Origin of the sequence: Kineococcus gypseus, assembly GCF_050871305.1 — a bacterium.
GTDB lineage: Bacteria > Actinomycetota > Actinomycetes > Actinomycetales > Kineococcaceae > Kineococcus > Kineococcus gypseus.
The window spans coordinates 1-20,339 of record NZ_JBJLRD010000008.1 but is presented as its reverse complement, the minus strand read 5'-3'; the positions used below and the strand labels follow the sequence as shown (position 1 = coordinate 20,339).

Sequence of the window (20,339 nt, the reverse complement as noted above, 5' to 3'; positions counted from 1 at the left end):
TCCACACTCGGGCCATGACGTGGCCCTCGCCCGCAGAACCCCGTCGCACCGCGCAGCTGGAGGCGCAGCGCGCCCCGGCCCGGCGCGGCTGGCTCTCCCGGCACGGCTGGGTCGTCGTCCTCGTCGTGGGCGCCGGCCTGTTCTGGGCGGTGCTGGAGTCCCTGGTGCGCACCGGGAACCCGAACCTGGTGCCCTCGCTGATCCTGCTGGGCGCCCTGCTGGTGCCGGTCACGTTCGTCACCTGGGTCTACCAGCACGCCCGCTCCGCGGCCGCCCACCCGGACCTCATCGCGATCGCCGCCCTCTTCGGCGGCGTCATCGGCGTCGTGGTCGCCGGGCGGGTGGAGTACGCCACCGTCCTGCAGCTGGGCGTGATGCCCACGCTGGGCATCGGCCTCATCGAGGAGTCCGCCAAGCTCATCGTGCCGGTGGCGATCGTGCTGCTCTCGCGCGGGCGCTGGCGCGAGGTGGACGGCCTCGTGCTCGGCGTCGCCGTCGGCATGGGGTTCGCGGTGCTGGAGACCATGGGCTACGCGTTCGTCGCCCTGCTGCGCAGCGGCCTGGACCTCGACGTCGTCGTGCAGCTGCTGCTGCTGCGCGGGGTCCTCAGCCCGGCCGCGCACGCCGCCTGGACGGGCCTGGCGACCGCGGCCCTGTGGTCGGCGGCCCGCGGCGGCTGGAACGGGCGCGGGGTGCTGCACCTGGCGGGCACGTTCGTCCTCGTCGTGGTGCTGCACGGGTTGTGGGACGGGCTGAGCACCTGGTGGGCGTACGTGCTGCTGGCCGCGGTGGCGCTGCTGCTGCTGCACCGCGAGATGCACCGCACCACCCTGCCCGCGCACCGGGAGCGCATCGCGGCCTGAGACCGCGACCCGGGCGCGTCAGCGGGTGCGGCGCACCCGGTGCGTCGCCACGACGGCCCCGGCGCGCGTCGTCGTGCTGGAGACCACCTCCAGGTCCAGCGCGGTGCCCTCGAACAGGCGGGTGCCGCGGCCGAGCACCACGGGCAGCGTGGTCAGCACGAACCGGTCCACCAGGCCGGCGGCGGTCAGGGCGCGCACGAGGCTCACGCTGCCCAGGACGACGAGGTCGCCCTCGCCGCGCTCCTTCAGCGCCGCGACCGTCCCGGCGGCCTCGCCGGGGAGCAGCGTCGAGGCCGGCCACGACAGGCCGCCGGGCGGCTCCGCGCAGCGGGAGGCGACGAACTTCGGGGTGGTGCGCAGGACCTCGGCGAACGGGTTCGGCTCCTGCGCGCCCAGCCAGTGGCCCACGAGGTCGTGGTACGTGCGCCGGCCGAACAGCAGCGCGCGGGTGCCGCCCGTCCCCGCCAGCGCGGCCCGCCCCGCCTCGGGGTCGTCGGCCAGCCACCGGCTCGCCCACCCGCCGAGGTCGAAACCGCCGCGGGTGTCCTCGTCGGGACGGCCCGGCGCCTGCGCCACCCCGTCCAGCGAGACGTTCTCCACCACCACGAGCTCGTGCACGTCGTCCTCCTCGGCCGTCCGGTGCGTCCTGACCTGCTGACCACCGGTGGGGCGCGGACTCAGCGGTGCCGGGCGGGTGCGCCGCTTAGTCGCCGGTGCTGCGCCGCAGCCGCTTGACCTCGCCGCGCTGGCGCTTGCCCTCCAGCCGGCGGCGCTGGGAGCCGCGCGTGGGCTTCGTGGGGCGCCGCGCCGGCGGGGCGGGGGCGACGGCGTCGCGCAGCAGCTCGCGCAGCCGCTCCAGCGCGGCCTCGCGGTTGCGCAGCTGCGAGCGGTGCTCACTGGCGACCACGGTGAGCACCCCACCGGCCAGGCGCGAGGACAACCGGGCCAGGGCGCGCTCGCGCAGGTGCTCGGGGAAGGCCGCCGAGCGCGCGAGGTCGAAGGACAGCTCCACGCGCGAGTCGGTGGTGTTCACGCCCTGACCGCCCGGGCCGCTCGAGCGGGAGAACCGCTCGGTCAGCTCCGCGGCGGGCACGGTCACCGCTGGGCCCACCCGCACGTCGTCCACGTCCTCCTCAACGGCTCCGGCGCGCCGGAGCTTCCGCGCCGGGCCTCACGGCACGACGGCGTACGTGGACTGCACGAACCCCGCGCCCAGCACGCGCGTGGAGCGGTGCTCCAGCGCCACGTCGCGGCCCAGGTGCGCGAACAGCGGCAGCCCCTCGGCCAGCAGCACCGGCGCGGTGGTGATCGTCAGCTCGTGCACCAGCCCCGCGGCGAGCATCGAGCTGACGGTGCGGCCGCCGTCGACGTGCACGCGGCGGGCGCCGGAGGCGGTGAGGGCGGCGACCAGGGCGTCCACGTCGCGCACGACGCGCACGCGCGGGTCCGCGTCCTCGGCGAGGGTGGCGCTGAGCACCAGGACGGGGCGGTCCCCGAACGGCCACTCGCCGAACGTGAGGACCTTCTCGTAGGTGGCGCGCCCCACCACCAGGTGGTCCACGGACGCGGCGAACTCCTCGTAACCGGTGTCGCCGGCGCGCTCGCCGCGCGAGGTCAGCCAGTCGATGTCGCCGTCGGGCCGGGCGATGGAGCCGTCGAGGCTGGTGCCGATGAAGACGGCACCGGTGAACGGGGCGCCGGCGGGCGGGGTGTCGGGGGTCACGGGGGTCACGGGTCTCCTCCGGTGGTCGTGCGGGTGCGGGGGCGGGGGCGGTGGGGGTCGAGGACGGCGTCGACCGCGGCGCGCAGCTCCTCGCGCAGCGGGCCGCCGCCGGTGATCGGCCAGAGCACGAGCAGGCCGTTCGCGGTCAGGTGCACGGTGCGCGCCAGGTCCGCCGCGGCCGTGCCGGCGCGCAGCTCCCGCGCGCGGACGGCGTCGGCGAGCAGGCCCGCCACGCCCTCGCGGACCCGCCCGGCGTGCGCGGCGGCGCGGGCGCGGAACTCCTCGTCGGTGACGTCGAGGAGCAGGAACCGCAGCCCGTGCACCAGCGCGTCCCGGTCGTCGGTGTCGGCCACCTGCTCGGCCAGCACCACGTGCAGGGCCGCCAGCGGCGAGGGGTGCGCGGCGCGCGCGGCCGCGAAGGCCCCCGGCACGCCGTCGGCGGCCCGGGAGGCGAACACGAGCAGCAGGTCGCGCTTGGAGCCGAAGCGGCGCACCAGCGCACCGGCGGTGACGCCCGCCTCCGCCGCGACGGTGCGCAGCGTCGCCGCCGCCGGGCCGTGGCGGTGCAGCGCGCGGGCGGTCGCGGCGAGGACGTCCTCGTCGCTGACGGTGCGCGGTCGCGCCACGGGAGCCCCCTCCTGGTTACTCAACAGTCGTTCACGAACGTACCGCCCAGCCCTCCGCCGCGCCAGCGCCCCCGTCCGGGTGAAAACCCCACGACCCGCGGCGGTCGCCCGTGCGACCCTCGGGGCGTGCCCGCCAGCGGCCCACCGGCGTCGCCGGCCCGGGTCCCGCGCACGGGCGGGCACGCCCCGGCGCAGCGCTGTGGACGCTGAGGTTCAACCCCTCCGTGGCGGCCGCCGCCACCCGCCGCCCCCCGCGGGGCGGACCGCCGGCCGCGGCCAGCGGGCCACCGGCACCACCGGTGGTCCCCGCCGCGGCCGCCCCCGGGTGGTGGTGGCCGTCCAGCGCGCGGGGCGCGCGACGAGACCGGAGGAGAGCAGCACCGTGACCCGCCTGACCGTGACCGAGTCCGAGCGCGCCGTCGTGCGCGTGGACGGCGTCGTCGCCGCCGTGCTGGCGGCGGGGCGGCACCGCCTGCCGGGGCGGGCGTGGCGGCGCAGCGTGGAGCGCGTGGACGTGCGCGAGCGCACGGTGCTGCTGACGAGCCAGGAGAGCGCGGCCGCCGACGTGCCGGGGGTGCGGTTCTCGGTGGCGCTGCGCTTCCGCGTGGCGGACCCGGTCGCGTTCCTGGTGGTCTCCGCGGACCCCGTGGACGACCTGCGGCTGGCCGCTCAGGTCGCGGCGCGCGACTGGGTCGCGGCCCGGGCCGTCGACGACGTGGTGAGCGGCCGGGCCGGGGCGACGGCGGAGCTGACGGCCGCGGTGGCGCCCGCCGCCGCGCGCCTGGGCGTGGACGTGCTCGAGGTCTCGCTGCGCGACGTCGCCGTGCCCGGCGAGGTGCGCAGGGCGCTGCTGGAGGTGTCGGCGGCGCGCCTGGAGGCGCAGGCGCGGCTGGAGCGCGCCCGCGGGGAGACGGCGGCGCTGCGGGCGCTGGCCAACGGCACGCGCGCGCTGGAGCAGAACCCGGCCCTGCTGCAGCTGCGGACGGTGCAGGCGGCGGCCGAGGGCGGTGGGCAGGTCGTGCTGCACCTCGGCGCCGCGGTGGGCGGGGCTGCAGCGGGCGGGGCCGAGGCGTCCTAGGACCTCCGCACGGCGGCCCGCGGGTCCCCCGACGGGTGGACCCGCGGGCCGGGCGCGTCGTGCCCGGGGAGCAGGGCGGAGCCCACCGGGCGCCGACGCGGTGCGCCGGCCGGCGCCGGGAGGCTGTCGCCGTGGACACCGCCGCACGCGTCGCGCCCGCGCCGCCGGTCCGCCCGGCGCCCCGCCCGGCGCCCCGCCCGCTCGCCGGCGCCCCGGCGGTGGCCGGGCGCACCCGCCGGGCGGAGGCGTGGACGCTGCTGCGCTTCGCGGCGGCGGGGCTCTCGGGCAACGCCGCGCACGCCGCGGTGTTCCTCGCGGCGGCCGCGCTGCCCGCAGCGGTGGCCCACGTGCTCGCCACCGCCCTGTCGACCCTGGTGACCACCGAACTGCACCGCCGCTTCACCTTCCGCGCCGCCGCCCGCACCCCCTGGTACCGCGGGCACGGCACGGGCGGGGCGGCCGCCGCGGCCGGGCTGGCCGCCAGCACCGGCGCCCTGCTGGCGCAGCAGCACCTGTTCCCGCTGGCGGGCCACCTGGCGGCCCTGCTCGTCGTCCAGCTCACCACCGCGGCGGTCGGGACGGTGAACTTCCTGCTCCTGCGGGCGGTGCTGCGCACCCCGGTGGGCGAGCTCCCGGGGGCACGTTTCGGCGGTGTTGCGGTGCGTCGCTCGTCGTAACAGCCGGGACACAGCAGGTCCCTAGGGTGCGGCGCGCCGGGTGCTCCCGGCGCCCACCACCGGAGAGGAACCCCGTGTCCCGTCGTTCCACGCTCACCACCGCCCTCGTCTCGGGAACCCTGGCGGCCGGGGTCGCCCTCGGCGCGTCCACCGTGCTGCCCGCCGGCGCGAACCCCGCACCCGCCGCCGCCCCCGCCGCTGTGGCCGCAGCCGCCGCGGCACCCGCACCCGCCGCCGCGCCGGCGACGGCGGCCCCGGCTGTCGCAGCCGCCCCGGCCGCCGCGGAGGGCCGCCGACCCGGTCCGGAGCGGCTGCCGAGGATCACGGTGATCGGCACCGGCGGCACCATCGCCGGCCTGGCCGACTCGCGCGACGCCCTGCAGACCTACCGGGCCGGGCAGGTGCCGATCGCGGACCTCGTCGGCGCCCTGCAGCCGGAGCTCGGCGCGGTGGCCGAGGTGCGCACGGTGCAGTTCGGCAACGCCGGCTCCAGCGGGTACACCATCGAGCAGTTCCGCGAGCTGACCCTGGCCGTGGACGAGGCGCTGAAGACCTCCGACGGCGTGGTCGTCACCACCGGCACCGACACCATGGAGGAGTTCGCCTACTGGCTGGACCTGACGGTGCGCAGCGACGAGCCGGTCGTCCTCACCGGCGCGATGCGCCCGTCCAACGTCATCGGCGCCGACGGCCCGGCCAACCTCTTCAACGCGGTGCGCCTGGCCGCCAGCGGCGACACGCGCTGCTTCGGCACCGTCCTGATGCTCAACGACGAGTTCCACGCCGCGCGGGAGGTGACCAAGACCGACGCGCTGCGCATGGACACCTTCGAGGGCGGGCGGTTCGGCGCCCTCGGCGTGGTCGACGAGACCCACGTGACCACCCGCCGGGCACCGGCGCGCGCCGAGCTGTGCGGGACGAAGCGCTGGGCCACCCCGTTCGACGTCTCCCGGATCGCCCCGCAGGACCTGCCGCGGGTGGAGATCGCCTACTCGTACCAGGAGGCCGGCGGGGAGGCGATCTCCGCGTTCGCCGACGCCGGGGTGGAGGGCGTGGTCACCGCCGGCACCGGTGCGGGCGGCATCTCCCCGGCCATGCGCGAGGCCCGCACCGCCGCGATCGAGCGGGGCGTGCTCTTCGGCACCACGACGCGCACCGGGTCCGGGGCGATCTACGAGGGCGAGGAGCCCGCGCCCGGGGTGGTGGCCATGGAGGACCTGCTGCCGCAGAAGGCGCGGTTGCTGCTGCTGCTGTCGCTGGCGTTCACCGACGACGAGGCGCAGGTGCGCGCGTGGGTGGACGGCCTGGGCAGCCCCGAGTTCGGCTGAGGCCGGCGCGCCCGGGGGCGGCCGCACCGCTCCCGGGCACCCGCCCCGCGCGCCCCGCCCCGCGCGCCCCGTCCCCGCGCCGCGCCCCGCGCCTCGCCTCGCGCCTCGCCTCGCGCGCGACGCGCGGTGGCCGCACCATCGTTCCCTGTGACTGCTCCCACACCCGGCAGGGCCCCGGCCCTCGGCGGCATCTCCGACGACCGCGCCCCCTCTTCGGGCACGGTCCGCACGATCGTCACGGCGATCGGCCTGCTGCTGGCGACGGCGTTCCTGCTGTACGTCGTCCTGCACACCCTCCAGGTCATCACCTGGATCGTCGTCGCGGTCTTCTTCGCCGTGGCCCTGTACCCGGTCGTCGGCTGGGTCGAGCGCACGCTGCTCGGTGGCCGCCGGCGCGGCCTGGCGACGCTGCTGGTGTTCCTCGTCATCGTCGCCCTGCTCGGCGGGATCGGGACCCTGTTCGTCGTCCCGCTGGCGCAGGAGGGCACCCGGTTCGCGGCCCAGCTGCCCCAGCTCATCGACGACGCGCGCGCCGGCCGCGGCCCGGTGGGCGACCTGCTGGAGCGCACCAACGCGCTGCAGTACGTCCAGGACAACCAGGACCGCATCCGCTCCTTCGCTACCGGCCTGACCACCCCGGCCGCCGGCGTCCTCTCGGGCGTGGCCACCGGCCTGGCCGGCGCGGCGACCATCTTCGTCCTGGCGTACCTCATGGTGCTCGAGGGCCCGAAGGTCGTCGACGGCTTCGTGAACCTCTTCAAGCCCACCACCGGCGCGCGCCTGCGCACCGTCGGGCACGACTGCGCGAAGTCCGTCACCGGGTACCTCTCGGGCAACCTGCTCATCAGCCTCATCTGCGGCACGCTGACCTACGTCGTGCTGAAGGTGGTGGGCGTGCCGTTCGCCGGCCTGATCGCCCTGTTCGTCGGCATCGCCGACCTCATCCCGCTGGTCGGCGCCACCATCGGCGCGGTCGTCGCCGCGGTGGCCGGGTTCGTGGAGTCCCCGACCGCCGGCATCGTCGTCGTGGTGTTCTTCCTGGTCTACCAGCAGCTGGAGAACCACCTGCTGCAGCCGCTGATCTTCGCGCGCACCGTGAAGCTGAACCCGCTGGCCGTCATCATCGCCATCCTCGTGGCGGTGGAGCTCGCCGGGATCCTCGGCGCGCTGCTGGCGATCCCGGTGGCCAGCATCATCCAGGTCATCGCGCGCGACGTGTGGGACCACCGGCGCGGGCGGCCCAAGGCCGAACCCACTGTCGGCGAGGAGCGCGAACCGGCGCTGCAGGCCGGCCAGCACACCGGCTCGCACCCCGGCTCGCGCACCGGCTCGGCCCACCGCACGGTGCAGCTGCCCGACGAGCACGCCCACCGCTCCGCCTGACACCCGCCCGCACCTCAGCGCCCGCCCACCGGCCCCGAGGGGCCGGTGGGCGGGCGCTCGTGCGTGGTGCGCCGGTGTCCGGGCCGCTCAAGCCCCGCGGGCGGCGCCGGGCGCCCGGAAGCTGCGCGCGGAGGCGCTGACGTGCCGCTCCATGACCTCCGCGGCGCGCTCGGGGTCGCCGGAGGCGATGGCGCGGGTGATGCGCCGGTGCTCCGTCCACGCCCGCTCGCCCTGCTGCGGCACGGTGGTGGCGTAGGCCCACTGGATGCGGTCCGAGGCCCAGCGCAGCACCTGCTCCATGCTGCGCGCGCCCGAGGCGCGCGCGACGGCGTGGTGGAACTGCGCGTTCAGGCGCGCGCCGTCGGCGCGGCGGTCCGCGGCGACGGCGGCGAAACCCTCCTCCACGAGCTGCTCGAGCTCCGCCACCAGCTCACCGCCCCGGCCGGCGGCCACGCGCTGCGCGCACCGCGCCGCGGTGACGCCCTCGGCCACGCGCCGCACGGCGTAGAGGTCGGCGAGGTCGTCGACGGGGACGTCGGCCACCCGCGCGCCCGCGTTGGGGCGCAGCTGCACGAACCCCTCCCCCGCCAGCGCGCGCAGCGCCTCGCGCACCGGCACCCGGGAGGTGCCGTAGCGCTCCTGCAGGAGCGGCTCGGTCAGCCGCGCACCGGGCGCCAGGGCGCCGGAGAGCACGTCGGCGCGCAGCGCGGCGGTGACCCGCTCCGCGGACGCGCCCACCTCAGGCGGCCCGTCCCGGGATCGCCGAGAGCAGTTCGGCGGTGTACTCGTGCTGCGGGGCGTCGAACACGTCGTCGACGGGTCCCTGCTCCACCACGCACCCGCGGCGCATCACCAGCACGTCGTGCGCGACGTGCCGGGCGACGGCCAGGTCGTGGGTGATGAACAGGTAGCTCAGCCCCAGCTCGTCCTGCAGGCGCTCCAGCAGCTGCAGCACCTGCTGCTGCACGAGCACGTCGAGGGCGGAGACGGCCTCGTCGCACACGACGAGCGCGGGGTCCACCGCCAGCGCCCGGGCGACCGCGACGCGCTGGCGCTGCCCGCCCGAGAGCTCCGAGGGGCGGCGCTGCGCCAGCGAGCGCGGCAGCGCCACGTGGTCGAGCAGCTCGCCGACGCGGGCGCGGCGGCTGCGCGCGTCGCCCACGCGGAACGCCCGCAGGGGCTCGTCGACCAGCCGCTCCACCGTCATCGTCGGGTCCAGGGAGCCGTAGGGGTCCTGGAACACCGGCTGCAGCTCGCGCCGGCCGCCGGTGGTGCGCACCGTGCCGGACGTGGGTTCCTCCAGGCCCAGGACCAGCTTGGCGGTGGTGGACTTGCCCGAGCCGGACTCGCCCACCACGGCCGTGGTGGTGCCCGGGCGCACGGCGAAGGAGACCCCGTCGACGGCGCGCAGCTTCTCGCGCTGCCCGCGCACGCGGTACTCCTTGACGAGGTCGCGCACCACCAGGACGGGTTCGGCGTCGCGGGCCCGCGGCGGCGCGGCGCGCGGCTCGGTGCGCGCGGCGGCGGCCGGTGCGGCGGCCACGAGCCGGCGGGTGTACTCGTGCTGCGGCTCGTGCAGGACGGCGCGCGCCGGGCCGCGCTCGACCACGCGGCCCTCCGACATCACCACGACCTCGTCGCAGCGCTCGGCGGCCAGGGCCAGGTCGTGCGTGATGAGCAGCATCGAGGTGCCGCGGGCGGCGGTCAGCCGCTCCAGGTGGTCGAGGATCTGCCGCTGCACGGTGACGTCGAGCGCGGAGGTGGGTTCGTCGGCGACGAGCAGCTCCGGCTCGGCGGCCAGCGCCATCGCGATGAGCACGCGCTGGCGCATCCCGCCGGAGAACTCGTGGGGGTACTGCCTGGCACGGCGGGCCGCGTCGGGGATGCCCGCCTCGGTCAGCAGCTGCACGGCCCGCTCGCGCGCGGCCGAGCCGCGGGCCAGGCCGTGGACCTCCAGCACGGCGGCGACCTGCCGGCCCACCCGCGCGGAGGGGTTGAGGTTGGACATCGGGTCCTGCGGGACGAGGCCGACCTGCCGCCCGCGCAGGCGCCGCAGGCGGCGCTCGTCGCCGGCGCGCAGCGCGGCGGTGACGTCCTCGCCGCCGACGGTGATCCGCCCGCCGGTCACCCGGCCGGTGCCGGGCAGCAGGCCGAGGACGGCGGCGGCCGTGGTCGACTTGCCCGAGCCGGAGGCGCCGACGACGGCGACGCGCTGCCCGCGGCGCACCGTCAGGTCCACGCCGTGCAGCACCTGCGCGGTGCCGGCGGCGGTGGTGTAGCCGACGTCGAGGCCCTCGACGCGCAGCAGCTCCTCGCCCGTGGCGCCGGGAGCGCCGGGAGCGCCGGGGGTCGCGGGGGCGCCGGGGACGGGTCCGGTGGGGGTGCCGTGCTCGCTCACGCCCTCACCGCCCCGCCGCGTAGCCCTGGGCGCCGCGGGGGTTCGCGGCGGCGTGCAGCACCCCGGTGGCCGGGTCGCGCCCGGCGCACGAGAGCCGGCCCAGCGTCCAGGAGCCGGCGCGGGTGACGACGTGCCCGCGGCGCTCCAGCCCGGCGATGACATCCTCGCCGAGGCGGTCCTCGACCACGGCGCCGCCCGGGGTCCACGTGCGCGGCCAGAACGAGCCGGGCATGGAGGTGGTGTGCAGGGCGGGCGCGTCGATCGCCTGCTGGGGCTCGTAGCCGCCCACGAGGGTGCGCAGCAGGTACAGCAGCTGCCACTGGTCCTGCTGGTCGCCGCCGGGAGTGCCCAGCGCCTCCACGGGCACGCCGTCGCGCAGCAGCAGGGTGGGCGTCAGCGTGGTGCGCGGGCGCTGCCCGGGGCGCAGCGCGGAGGGCGAGGACTCCTCCAGCCACGTCATCTGCAGCCGCGAGCCCAGGCAGAACCCCAGCCCGGGGACCGTCGGCGAGGACTGCAGCCACCCGCCGGAGGGGGTCGCGGAGACGACGTTGCCCCAGCGGTCGACGACGTCGACGTGGCAGGTGTCGCCTCGGGTGGTGCCGGTGGCCTCCACGGTGGGCTCGCCGAGGGTCGGCTCGCCCACCCCCGCCACCCCCGGCACGTCCGTGCGCAGCGGCGGCACGAACGGCGCGGCGCCGCCGACGCGGCCGGGGCGGAACTCGTGGCTGGCGCGCTCGCCGATCAGGGCGCGGCGCTCGGCGGCGTAGCCCGGGGAGAGCAGGTGCGCCAGGACGGCCGGGTCGGCGGCGGAGCCGTAGTGCGCGTCGCGGTCGGCCAGCGCGAGCTTGAGCGCCTCCAGCACGACGTGCGCGCCGCGCTCGGTGGCGGGGTCGAGGTCGGCGTCGTCGAACCCGTCGAGGATCGCCAGCGCCTGCAGCAGCACCGGCCCCTGCCCGAACGGGCCCGTCTTGGCGACGGTGGTGCCGCGGAACTCCAGCGTGCAGGCGTCCTCGTACCCGGCGGAGAACGCCGCGAAGTCGGCCACCTCGATCACGGCGGCGTGGTCGGTGCCGGTGGAGTGCCGGTGCGGGGTGCGCAGGAACTGCACCGCCTCGCGGGCGACGAACCCCTCGCGCCACTCGCGGCGGAACGCCTCGATGCGCTCGGTGCGGGAGCCGGCGCCCGCGCCCGCGTCGAGCAGGCGCTGCAGGGTGCGCGCCCACGCCGGGTTGGTGATGACGTCCCCGGCCCGCGGGACCTCCCCGCCCGGCATCCACAGGTCGGCCGAGGTGGTCCAGTGCTCGCGGAACAGCTCGGCCACCGAGGCGATGGTCGTGCCGACCCGGGCGACGGCGGGGTGCCCGTCGCGGGCGTAGCCGATCGCCGGCTCGAGGACGTCGGCGAGCTCCCACGTGCCGTGGTCGCGCAGCAGCACCACCCAGGCGTCCACGGCGCCGGGCACGGCGGCGGCCAGCCCGCCGGCGCCGGGCACGAGGTCCAGGCCCTCGCCGCGGTAGTGCCCGATCGTCGCGGCGGCCGGCGCCGGCCCCTGCCCGTTCAGCACGACGGGGGTGGGGTCGGCGGCGGTGGCGAACACCGCGGTCACGTCGCCGCCGGGCCCGTTCAGGTGCGGCTCGACGACGTGCAGGACGAACGCGGCGGCCACGGCGGCGTCGAAGGCGTTGCCGCCGCGCTCGAGCACGGACTGGCCGGTGGCGGTGGCCAGCCAGTGCGTGGAGGCCGTCACCCCGAACGTGCCGCGCAGGGTGGGCCGGGTGGTGTCCGCCGGCGGCGGCGTGAACGCCGGGTTCGGGCCGGCGGGCCGGGTCGCCGTCGCGGTGGGGGCGGGGGTCGTGGTCACCGGGATCCTCCGGGGTCGAGGGCGTCGCGCAGGGCGTCGCCGAGCAGGTTGAACGCCAGGCAGATGAGCACGATCGCCAGGCCGGGGAACAGCGCGGCGTACGGCGCGCGGAAGATGTACTGCTGCGCGTCGGAGAGCATGATGCCCAGGCTGGGCGAGGGCGGCTGCACCCCCAGGCCGAGGAACGACAGCAGCGCCTCGCCGATGACGACCGCGGGCATGATGACGGTGGCCTGCACGACGACGGCGGGCAGGGCGTTGGGCAGCACGTGGGTGGCGAGGATGCGCGCGCCGGAGGAGTCCATCGTGCGGGCGGCCAGGACGTAGTCGGCGCCCTTCAGCCGCAGCGTCTCGGCGCGCACCACGCGCACCACCTGCGGCACGTGCGCGACGCCCAGGGCGATCGCGGCGTTGGACAGGCTCGCCCCGCGGATCGCGGCCAGCCCCACGGCCAGCACGAGGAACGGGAAGGCCAGCGCCAGGTCGGTCAGGCGCGAGACCACCGCGTCCAGGTGGCGCCAGTACCCGGCGGCCAGCCCCAGCGCGGTGCCCACGACGACCGAGAGCGCCACGGCCAGCACGCCCACCTGCAGCGAGGCGCGCGCGCCGAACAGGACCCGGGAGAGGACGTCGCGCCCGAGGTCGTCGGTGCCCAGCGGGAAGCCCACGGTGCGCGGCTGCTGGAAGGGCGTCTCGAAGTGCACCTGCGTGGGCGGGTGCGGGGCCAGCAGCGGCGCCAGCGCGGCGGCCGCGACGACGAGCACGAGCAGCACGGCCCCGGCCAGGCCGAGGCGGTCGCGCAGCACGTGCCGCAGGACCCGCCAGCGGTCGGCGCCGAGGTCGACCTCCAGCCGGCCGGGCGCGGGCGCGACGGCGGTGGCGCCGGGGGCGGCGCCGGGGGTGGTGCCCGGGGTGGTGCCCGGGGTGGGCGAGGTGTCGGGGGTGTTGGTCACCGGGAGCCTCCCGCGACGCGGATGCGGGGGTCGAGCACCGTGTACAGCACGTCGACCGCGAGGTTGATGAGGACGTAGGCGAGGGTGACGACGAGCACGACGCCCTCGATGACGGGGTAGTCGCGGCTGAACACCGAGTCCAGGGTGAGCTTGCCGAACCCGGGCAGCCCGAAGATGCGCTCGGTGACCACCGCGCCGGAGATCAGCCCGCCGAGCTGCAGGCCGACGAGGGTGACGACCACGACGAGGGAGTTGCGCAGCGCGAAGCGCAGCACCACCCGCGAGCGCGAGGCGCCCCCGGCGCGGGCGGTGCGCACGTAGTCGGCGGAGAGGTTCTGCAGCATCGACGCGCGCGTCTGGCGCATGACGACCGCGGCGATCCCGGCGCCGAGCACGAGCGCGGGCAGGGTCAGGTGGTGCAGCGCCCGCAGCGGGTCCTCCGCGGGCGAGACGTACCCGGAGGCGGGGAACCAGCCGGCGCCGACGGCCAGGTAGAGGATCGCCAGCAGCCCCAGCCAGAAGCTGGGCACGCTCAGCCCCAGCAGCGACAGCGAGTTCAGGGAGAACTCCGGCCAGCCGCGCCGCACCGAGGCCAGCACGCCGCCGGCCAGGCCGACGGCGAGCGCGACGAGCAGCGCGTACGCCGACAGCCACGCCGTCACCGGCAGCGTCGCGCCGATGAGCTCGGTCACGGGCGTGCCGGTGCGCACCGAGGTGCCGAGGTCCCCGGAGAGCAGGTCGGTCAGGAAGCGCCAGTACTGCACCGGCAGGGGCTGGTCCAGGCCGAGCTCGGCGCGCACGGCGGCGACGGTCTCGGGGGTGGCCTCCTCGCCGGCGGCGGCCAGGGCCGGGTCGCCCGGCAGGGCGCGCACCCCGGCGAAGACGACGATCGAGGCGAGCAGCAGCGTCACGACGCTCTGCCCCAGGCGGGTCAGCAGGAAACGTGCCACGGCGCTCTCCTCACTCGTCGCTCTGGACGAACGCGGCGCGGCTGAGCCGCACCACGCCGTCGGAGTAGGTCTCGATCCCGGCCACGGCGTCCTCGCCCTCGGCGACGTACCCGGTGATGCTGCGCTGGCGGTACAGGTAGACGATCGGGTTGTCGCGCTGGACGACCTGCACGAGCCGGCCGTACAGCTCCGCCCGCTCGGCGGAGTCGGTGCTGCGCGAGGCCCGCTGGATCAGGTCGTCGGCCTCGGGGCTGGAGTAGCCGGAGTAGTTGCTGCCGGCGCCGGTGCTCAGGAAGCTGTTGGTGTTCCCGTGCGGGTCCACGCGCCCGGACCAGCCGAGCTGCACGGCCTCGAAGTCGCCGTCGGACTGCACGTCCAGCAGCGTGGAGTACTCGATCGGCTCGATCTCGACCTCGAAGCCCGCTTCGGCCACGCTGGCCTGCAGGGCCTGCGCCAGGCGCAGGGAGTCGGCGGTGTTCGAGGTGGACAGGCGGATGCGGTACGGCAGCTCGACGCCCGCCTCGGTGAGCAGCCGCCGCGCGCGCTCGGGGTCGTGCGGCGGGCACGCGGAACTGGCGTCGGTGGCGAACGTGCTGTCGGGCGAGAGGAACGAGCAGGCCGGGTCGTAGTAGTCGTTGAAGACGGAGTTCACCAGGGCGGTGCGGTCCACCGCCAGGGAGAACGCCTCGCGCACGCGCGGGTCGGTGGCCAGCGGCGTGTCGATGCGGCCGGGCGGCTGTCCGGCGCCCTCGGTGTTGCCGACGTTGAACGTCACGCCCTGGTACCCGTAGGAGCCGGTCTGCAGCAGGCCGGTGCCCTCCTCGCGGGCGAGCGCGTCGACGTCCTGCGGGGAGAGGGAGTCGGCGACCTGCACGTCGCCCGAGCGCAGGTTGGCGGCGCGGATGTTGGCGTCGTTCATGATGCGGTAGGTGATCGAGTCCAGGTGGACCTCGTCGGCCGCGTAGTACAGCGGGTCCCGCTCGACGGTGATCGAGGTCTGCGGCACGCGCTCGGCGAACCTGAACGGCCCCACGCACACGGGGTGGTCGCCGAAGTCCTCGCCGCGCTCGGCCAGCGCGGTGGGCGACATGACCATGCCGGCGCGGTCGGCCAGGGCCGCGGTCAGGGGCGAGAACGGCCGGGAGTAGCGCACCACCACCGTGGCGGGGTCCGGGGCGCTGACGTCCTCGACGGGGCCGAGCTCGCTCCTGCGCGTCGAGCCCTCCAGGGTGAGGTTGCGCTCGAACGTGGTGACCACGGCCGCCGCGTCGAACGGCGTGCCGTCGGCGAACACCGGCCCGGTGCGCACGGGGATCGTGACGGTCAGCCCGTCGGGCGAGACGGTGGGCAGCGCCGTGGCGAGCTGGGGCACGAGCCGGCCGTCGGCGTCGATGTCGTACAGCTTCTCGCAGACGGCGTTCATGACGTAGCGGGTGTAGAGCGACGAGGACGTCGTCGGGTCGAGCCGGTCGGGTTCGGAGGAGAGCCCCATGACGAGGTCACCGCCCTCCTCGACCGCGCGCGAGCCGATCGCCACGCCGGTCACGTCCTCGCGCGGGGGCGCGGGGCGCACGGGCTGCACGGGCACGCAGGCCGTCAGGCAGGTGATGACCGCTGCTGCGGCACCTGCGCGGGTCGTCGTCCGGGTGTTCACGGAAGTCCTCCCGTCACCGGCTGGTGGACGTGGAACGTATACGATCCGTCCACCGTAGGGACAGGGTGTTTCCCGGGTGTTTCGCCCGCTGGACGCTCGTGTGACGTCTGCGGCGCGACCGGTCCCTCCAGTACGGTCCGGCCACACCGCCCCGCCCGACCACGCCGCCCGCCCGAGCGCCGGGCACGACGACCGGAGGACCCGTGCCCCGCAGACCCGCCCGCCCGGCGACCTGGCACCTGGCGCTGATGCTCGTGCTGACCTTCTCCACCGGGATCGTCGACGCGGTCGGCTACCTGGGCCTGGACCGGGTCTTCACCGCCAACATGACCGGCAACGTCGTCATCCTGGGCATGGCGCTGACCGGCGCGGAGGACCTGCCGGTGCTGGGCCCGCTGCTGGCGCTGGCGGCGTTCCTGCTGGGCGCGGCGGTGGTCGGCCGGGTGCTGCGCCGGGCCGCGACGGGGTGGACGACCGCCTCCACCGTGGTCTTCGCGCTCGTCGGCGCGGGGCTGGGCGCGCTGGCCGGGGTGGCGGCGGCGCTGGGCGACGCGGTGCCGGTGCCGCCGGGCACCCCCGCGCCGCCGGCGGCGCAGGTGGTCACCGCGGGGCTGGGCCTGCTCATGGGCGCGCAGGCCGCCGCGGCGCGGCGCCTGGCCGTCAAGGACGTCACGACGGTCGTGGTGACCTCCACCCTCACCGGCCTGGCGGCCGACTCGCGCCTGGCCGGCGGCACGGGCGAGGGCTGGCGGCGGCGGCTGGGCGCGGTGGTGCTCATCCTCGCCGGCGCCGCCGCCGGCGCCGCGCTGCTGCGCTGGCACGTCTCCGCGGGCCCGGCCGCCGCCGCGGTGCTCACCCTGCTCGCGGCGCTGCTGGGCCACCTGCGCGCCCGCGCGGCCCGGCGCGGCGCCGAGGCTCCCGCCGACGCGGACGGGCTGGCAGGCTGACCGCCGCGGGTGCAGCATCGTCACCCGCACGAGAGCACGCCCCCGGGACGGAAGAGGGACCATGACGAACCCGCGCGCGGGTCAGCACGCCGAGCCGGCCGACCTCATCGACGTCCCGCACGTCGTGACGGCCTACTACGCGCTCACCCCGGACCCCTCCGAGGTGGGTCAGCGGGTCTCCTTCGGCACCTCGGGGCACCGCGGCTCCAGCCTGGACGCGGCCTTCAACGAGCAGCACATCCTCGCCACGACCCAGGCCATCGCCGACTACCGCCGCGAGCAGGGCTACGACGGCCCGCTCTTCCTGGGCCGCGACACGCACGCCCTGTCCGAGCCGGCGTGGACGTCCGCGCTGGAGGTGCTCGCCGCCAACGACGTCACCGTGCTCGTCGACGACCGCGACTCCTGCACGCCCACCCCGGCGGTCTCGCACGCGATCCTGCGCGCCAACCGCTCCGGCTCGGCGATCCGCACCAGCGGCCCCGGCCTGGCCGACGGCATCGTCGTCACCCCCTCGCACAACCCGCCGCGCGACGGCGGCTTCAAGTACAACCCGCCCAACGGCGGGCCCGCCGACACCGACGCCACCGGCTGGATCGCGGAGCGGGCCAACGCCTACCTCGAGGCGGGCCTGGAGGGCGTGCGGCGGGTGCCGTTCGCCCGGGCGCGCGCCGCCGCGCGGGGCTACGACTTCCTGGGCACCTACGTCGACGACCTGCCGAACGCCCTGGACGTCGACGCGATCCGCTCCGCGGGCGTGCGCATCGGCGCCGACCCCCTGGGCGGGGCGAGCGTGGAGTACTGGGCGGCCATCGCCGAGCGGCACCACCTGGACCTGACCGTCGTCAACCCGCTGGTGGACCCGACGTGGCGGTTCATGACGCTGGACTGGGACGGCAAGATCCGCATGGACTGCTCCTCCCCGTCGGCGATGCACTCGCTCATCGACCGCCGCTCGGAGTTCCAGGTCGCCACCGGCAACGACGCCGACTCCGACCGCCACGGCATCGTCACCCCCGACGCCGGGCTGATGAACCCCAACCACTACCTCGCGGTGGCGATCCAGTACCTGTTCTCCACGCGCGAGGGCTGGCCGGCCGGCGCGGCGGTCGGCAAGACGCTCGTGTCCAGCTCGATGATCGACCGGGTGGCCGAGGACCTCGGGCGCCGGCTGCTGGAGGTCCCGGTGGGCTTCAAGTGGTTCGTGCCCGGCCTGCTCGACGCCTCCGTCGGCTTCGGCGGCGAGGAGAGCGCCGGCGCGTCGTTCCTGCGCCGCGACGGGTCGGTGTGGAGCACCGACAAGGACGGCATCCTGCTGGCGCTGCTCGCCTCGGAGATCATCGCCACCACCGGGCGCACCCCCAGCGAGCACTACGGCGACCTGACCGCCAGGCACGGTGCGCCGCAGTACGTGCGCAGCGACGCCGCCGCCACCCGCGAGCAGAAGGCGACCCTGTCGAAGCTGTCCGCCGAGCAGGTCACCGCCGACACCTTCGCCGGCGAGCCGATCGTCGCCAAGCTCACCGAGGCGCCCGGCAACGGCGCGCGCATCGGCGGGCTGAAGGTCGTCACGGAGAACGCGTGGTTCGCCGCGCGCCCCTCCGGCACGGAGGACGTGTACAAGATCTACGCGGAGTCCTTCGGGGGCGCCGACCACCTGCGCCGCGTGCAGTCCGAAGCGCAGGAACTGGTCGACGGGGTCCTCTCGGGCTCCTGAGGCGGGGCGGGGGTGACCAGAGTCGACCAGTGGGTCTGGGCGGTGCGGCTGTACAAGACCCGCTCCGTCGCCGCGGCCGCCGTCAAGGCGGGGCACGTGCGCGTCAACGGCGAGCGCGCCAAGCCCGCCACGAAGGTGGTGCCCGGCGACGAGGTGCGGGTGCGCGCCGAGGGCTACGAGAAGGTCTTCGAGGTGGTGCAGCCGCTGGCCAAGCGGGTCGGTGCGCCGGTGGCCGCGCAGGCCTACGTCGACAACTCCCCTCCCCCGCCGCCGCGGGACGAGTTCTTCGGGGCGTTCGGCGACCGCGCGCGCGGCGCCGGGCGCCCCACCAAGCGCGACCGGCGCGAGATGGAGCGCCTGCGCGGCCGCTGACGCCCCGGGGTGCAGACTGGCGCACCGACCCCACCCCCGATCCCCGGGAGCACGCCGTGCGCGCTCGACCGGCCAGCGGCGTGCTCGCCCTGGCGCTCGCACTGTCCGCCTGCACCCCCGGCGCCGACGACGGCCCCGCGGCCTCCGCGGGGGCGGCCGCCGGCGCGCGGCTCGCCGCGCCGGGCGCCCGCACCGCCGTGGTCCCGGAGTCCGGCGGGGCGCAGGCGGCCGCCGCGCTCAGCGCCCACCTCGTCGCCGCCAGCGCCTCGGTGGTGGTGGCCGCCGACGAGCCTGCCGCGATGGAGCGCGGCGCGGCGGTGGCCGCCGGGCTCGGCGTGCCGCTGCTGCTGCCGGGGCCGGAGGCGGCCGCGGAGGTGCGCCGCCTGGGCGCGCGCGAGGTGCTCACCGTCGGCGGGGCCGCGCGGAGCTGGGCCGAGCGCACCCTCACCGGGCGCGGGGACCCGGACGTGCGAGACGCCGGGGACGCCGGGGACGCTGGGGACCCGCGCCCGGCGCCGCAGTCGCGGGCGGACGCCCCCGTCGTGCTGGTCACCGGCGCCCCGTGGGAGGCCGCCGCGGCGGCCACCGCCCGCGCCGTGGGCGCGCGGGTGCTCACCGTCCCCTCCGGCGACCCGCGCGCCGAGCGCGCCACCGTCGAGGCCCTGCACGCCGCCGCGCCCGGGCACGTGGTGGGCCTGGGCCCGGCGTTCGCCGCCCCGGAGGTCTTCACCGAGCGCGTGGAGTCCGCCCTGACCGGGGTGCAGGTGCCTGGGGGCGGGCAGCTGCCGCTGGAGGGGCGGCGGATGGTCGCCCTGTACGGGCACCCGGGCACCCCCAGCCTGGGGCTGCTGGGCGAGCAGCCCGTGGGGGCGACGATCGAGCGCGCCCGCGAGCTGGCCGCCCGCTACGACGGCCTGGGCGGGCTGCCGGCCGTGCCGACCCTGGAGGTCATCACCACGGTCGCCTCGGGCGCACCGGGCGCGGACGGCGACCACTCCACCGAGGTGGACCCCGCCGAGCTGGAGCCGTGGGTGGACGCCGCCGGTGCCGCGGGCGTGGCGGTGCTGCTGGACCTGCAGCCGGGCCGCTCGGACTTCCTCAGCCAGGCGCGGCTGTACGAGCCGCTGCTGCGGCGCCCGCACGTGGGCCTGGCGCTGGACCCGGAGTGGCGGCTGGCGCCGGACCAGGTGCACCTGGAGCAGATCGGCTCCGTGGGCGCGCAGGAGGTCAACGCCGTCGGGGACTGGCTGGCGCAGCTGGTGCGCGAGAACGACCTGCCGCCCAAGGTGTTCCTGCTGCACCAGTTCCGCACCTCCATGGTGCGCGAGCGCGAGCGGGTGGACACCGGCCACGACGAGCTCGTCACCGTCGTGCACGCCGACGGCCACGGCACGCCGGGGATGAAGCGGGCCACCTACCGCGCCCTGACGGCCGGCGGGCCGGCGGGCCTGCGGTGGGGGTGGAAGAACTTCCTCGACGAGGACGACCCGACGTTCACCCCCGAGCAGACCGTCGCCGTGGAGCCCTCCCCGGTGTTCGTCTCCTACCAGTGAGCCGCGGGGGGGGGGGGGGGGGGGGGGGGGGGGGGGGGGCGGGGGGGGGGCGGGCGGGGGGGGCGGGGTGGGGGGGGGGCGGGGGGGGGGCGGGGCGGGGGGGGGCGCGCGCGGTGCCCGGCAGCGCGGAGCAGGCGCCCTGGACGGCGTCGACGACGCCGGCGCGGGTGGTGGCGGTGGACAGCGCCGCGGTCAGCAGCTGCAGGCCGCGGGCGCGGCGGGCCGCGCGCACGCGCTCGTCGACGTCGTCGAGGGC

20 protein-coding genes are annotated in these 20,339 nt (G+C 77.0%); 10 read left to right on the top strand and 10 right to left on the bottom strand.

Annotated features, from left to right (window positions below; genetic code table 11):
• Positions 1-14 precede the first annotated feature (14 nt).
• Positions 15-863 (top strand): PrsW family intramembrane metalloprotease, encoded by an 849-nt coding sequence (locus ACRYMN_RS04325; RefSeq protein WP_432492339.1) that lies wholly within the window; start codon positions 15-17, stop codon positions 861-863.
• An 18-nt stretch (positions 864-881) separates the two neighbouring features.
• Here the strand turns inward: ACRYMN_RS04325 and ACRYMN_RS04320 are convergent, their stop codons facing one another.
• The 4 genes from ACRYMN_RS04320 to ACRYMN_RS04305 form a co-directional block, all read right to left on the bottom strand.
• Complete coding sequence (locus ACRYMN_RS04320; protein WP_432492337.1) at positions 882-1,481, bottom strand: dihydrofolate reductase family protein; 600 nt, start codon at positions 1,479-1,481, stop codon at positions 882-884.
• A gap of 85 nt (positions 1,482-1,566) precedes the next feature.
• Positions 1,567-1,989, bottom strand: coding sequence for an alternative ribosome rescue aminoacyl-tRNA hydrolase ArfB (arfB, locus tag ACRYMN_RS04315; RefSeq protein WP_432492335.1), 423 nt, complete (start codon positions 1,987-1,989; stop codon positions 1,567-1,569).
• 45 nt (positions 1,990-2,034) lie between these two features.
• Positions 2,035-2,595, bottom strand: a complete 561-nt coding sequence (locus ACRYMN_RS04310; protein ID WP_432492333.1) for a dihydrofolate reductase family protein — start codon at positions 2,593-2,595, stop codon at positions 2,035-2,037.
• Entirely contained in the window at positions 2,592-3,212 is a 621-nt protein-coding gene (locus ACRYMN_RS04305) for a TetR/AcrR family transcriptional regulator (RefSeq protein ID WP_432492331.1), read from the bottom strand. Before ACRYMN_RS04305 ends, ACRYMN_RS04310 begins: the two co-directional genes overlap by 4 nt.
• 382 nt (positions 3,213-3,594) lie before the next feature.
• On the opposite strand from ACRYMN_RS04305, the gene ACRYMN_RS04300 reads away from it, so the two are divergent.
• From ACRYMN_RS04300 to ACRYMN_RS04285, 4 genes are all read left to right on the top strand, one after another.
• Positions 3,595-4,290, top strand: coding sequence for an SPFH domain-containing protein (locus tag ACRYMN_RS04300; RefSeq protein ID WP_432492329.1), 696 nt, complete (start codon positions 3,595-3,597; stop codon positions 4,288-4,290).
• Between the two features lie 131 nt (positions 4,291-4,421).
• Entirely contained in the window at positions 4,422-4,967 is a 546-nt protein-coding gene (locus ACRYMN_RS04295; RefSeq protein WP_432492327.1) for a GtrA family protein, read from the top strand.
• A gap of 74 nt (positions 4,968-5,041) precedes the next feature.
• A complete protein-coding gene (locus ACRYMN_RS04290) occupies positions 5,042-6,295 on the top strand; it encodes an asparaginase (RefSeq protein ID WP_432492325.1) in 1,254 nt (417 codons plus the stop codon).
• Positions 6,296-6,442: 147 nt separating this feature from the next.
• On the top strand, positions 6,443-7,678 hold the full coding sequence (locus tag ACRYMN_RS04285) for an AI-2E family transporter (RefSeq protein WP_432492323.1): 1,236 nt from the start codon (positions 6,443-6,445) through the stop codon (positions 7,676-7,678).
• Between the two features lie 87 nt (positions 7,679-7,765).
• Here ACRYMN_RS04285 and ACRYMN_RS04280 read toward each other — a convergent pair whose 3' ends face one another.
• The 6 genes from ACRYMN_RS04280 to ACRYMN_RS04255 form a co-directional block, all read right to left on the bottom strand.
• Complete coding sequence (locus tag ACRYMN_RS04280; RefSeq protein WP_432492321.1) at positions 7,766-8,416, bottom strand: GntR family transcriptional regulator; 651 nt, start codon at positions 8,414-8,416, stop codon at positions 7,766-7,768.
• A gap of 1 nt (position 8,417) precedes the next feature.
• Complete coding sequence (locus ACRYMN_RS04275) at positions 8,418-9,986, bottom strand: dipeptide ABC transporter ATP-binding protein (protein WP_432492541.1); 1,569 nt, start codon at positions 9,984-9,986, stop codon at positions 8,418-8,420.
• A 94-nt stretch (positions 9,987-10,080) separates the two neighbouring features.
• A complete protein-coding gene (locus ACRYMN_RS04270) occupies positions 10,081-11,937 on the bottom strand; it encodes a gamma-glutamyltransferase family protein (protein WP_432492319.1) in 1,857 nt (618 codons plus the stop codon).
• The gene (locus ACRYMN_RS04265) at positions 11,934-12,788 is read right to left on the bottom strand and encodes an ABC transporter permease (protein ID WP_432492539.1); all 855 of its coding nucleotides are present in this window, start codon (positions 12,786-12,788) and stop codon (positions 11,934-11,936) included. Before ACRYMN_RS04265 ends, ACRYMN_RS04270 begins: the two co-directional genes overlap by 4 nt.
• 98 nt (positions 12,789-12,886) lie before the next feature.
• On the bottom strand, positions 12,887-13,840 hold the full coding sequence (locus ACRYMN_RS04260; protein ID WP_432492317.1) for an ABC transporter permease: 954 nt from the start codon (positions 13,838-13,840) through the stop codon (positions 12,887-12,889).
• Between the two features lie 10 nt (positions 13,841-13,850).
• Entirely contained in the window at positions 13,851-15,494 is a 1,644-nt protein-coding gene (locus tag ACRYMN_RS04255) for an ABC transporter substrate-binding protein (RefSeq protein ID WP_432492315.1), read from the bottom strand.
• 203 nt (positions 15,495-15,697) lie between these two features.
• Here ACRYMN_RS04255 and ACRYMN_RS04250 point away from each other — a divergent pair, with 203 nt between their 5' ends.
• The 5 genes from ACRYMN_RS04250 to ACRYMN_RS04230 form a co-directional block, all read left to right on the top strand.
• Positions 15,698-16,441 carry a DUF1275 family protein gene (locus ACRYMN_RS04250; protein ID WP_432492313.1) on the top strand — a complete coding sequence of 248 codons (744 nt, stop codon included), beginning with the start codon at positions 15,698-15,700 and terminating at the stop codon, positions 16,439-16,441.
• A gap of 61 nt (positions 16,442-16,502) precedes the next feature.
• Entirely contained in the window at positions 16,503-18,158 is a 1,656-nt protein-coding gene (gene pgm / locus ACRYMN_RS04245) for a phosphoglucomutase (alpha-D-glucose-1,6-bisphosphate-dependent) (RefSeq protein ID WP_432492311.1), read from the top strand.
• Between the two features lie 12 nt (positions 18,159-18,170).
• Positions 18,171-18,530 carry an RNA-binding S4 domain-containing protein gene (locus ACRYMN_RS04240; protein WP_432492309.1) on the top strand — a complete coding sequence of 120 codons (360 nt, stop codon included), beginning with the start codon at positions 18,171-18,173 and terminating at the stop codon, positions 18,528-18,530.
• Positions 18,531-18,586: 56 nt separating this feature from the next.
• Positions 18,587-20,083 (top strand): hypothetical protein, encoded by a 1,497-nt coding sequence (locus ACRYMN_RS04235; RefSeq protein WP_432492307.1) that lies wholly within the window; start codon positions 18,587-18,589, stop codon positions 20,081-20,083.
• A 67-nt stretch (positions 20,084-20,150) separates the two neighbouring features.
• A partial coding sequence (locus ACRYMN_RS04230; protein ID WP_432492305.1) for a hypothetical protein occupies positions 20,151-20,339 on the top strand: 189 nt, incomplete at its 3' end.

Excerpts from the sequence above, each read along its gene's own strand:
- ACRYMN_RS04325 (WP_432492339.1), top strand. The coding sequence starts at position 15 with ATGACGTGGCCCTCGCCCGCAGAACCCCGTCGCACCGCGCAGCTGGAG.
- pgm (WP_432492311.1), top strand. The coding sequence starts at position 16,503 with ATGACGAACCCGCGCGCGGGTCAGCACGCCGAGCCGGCCGACCTCATC.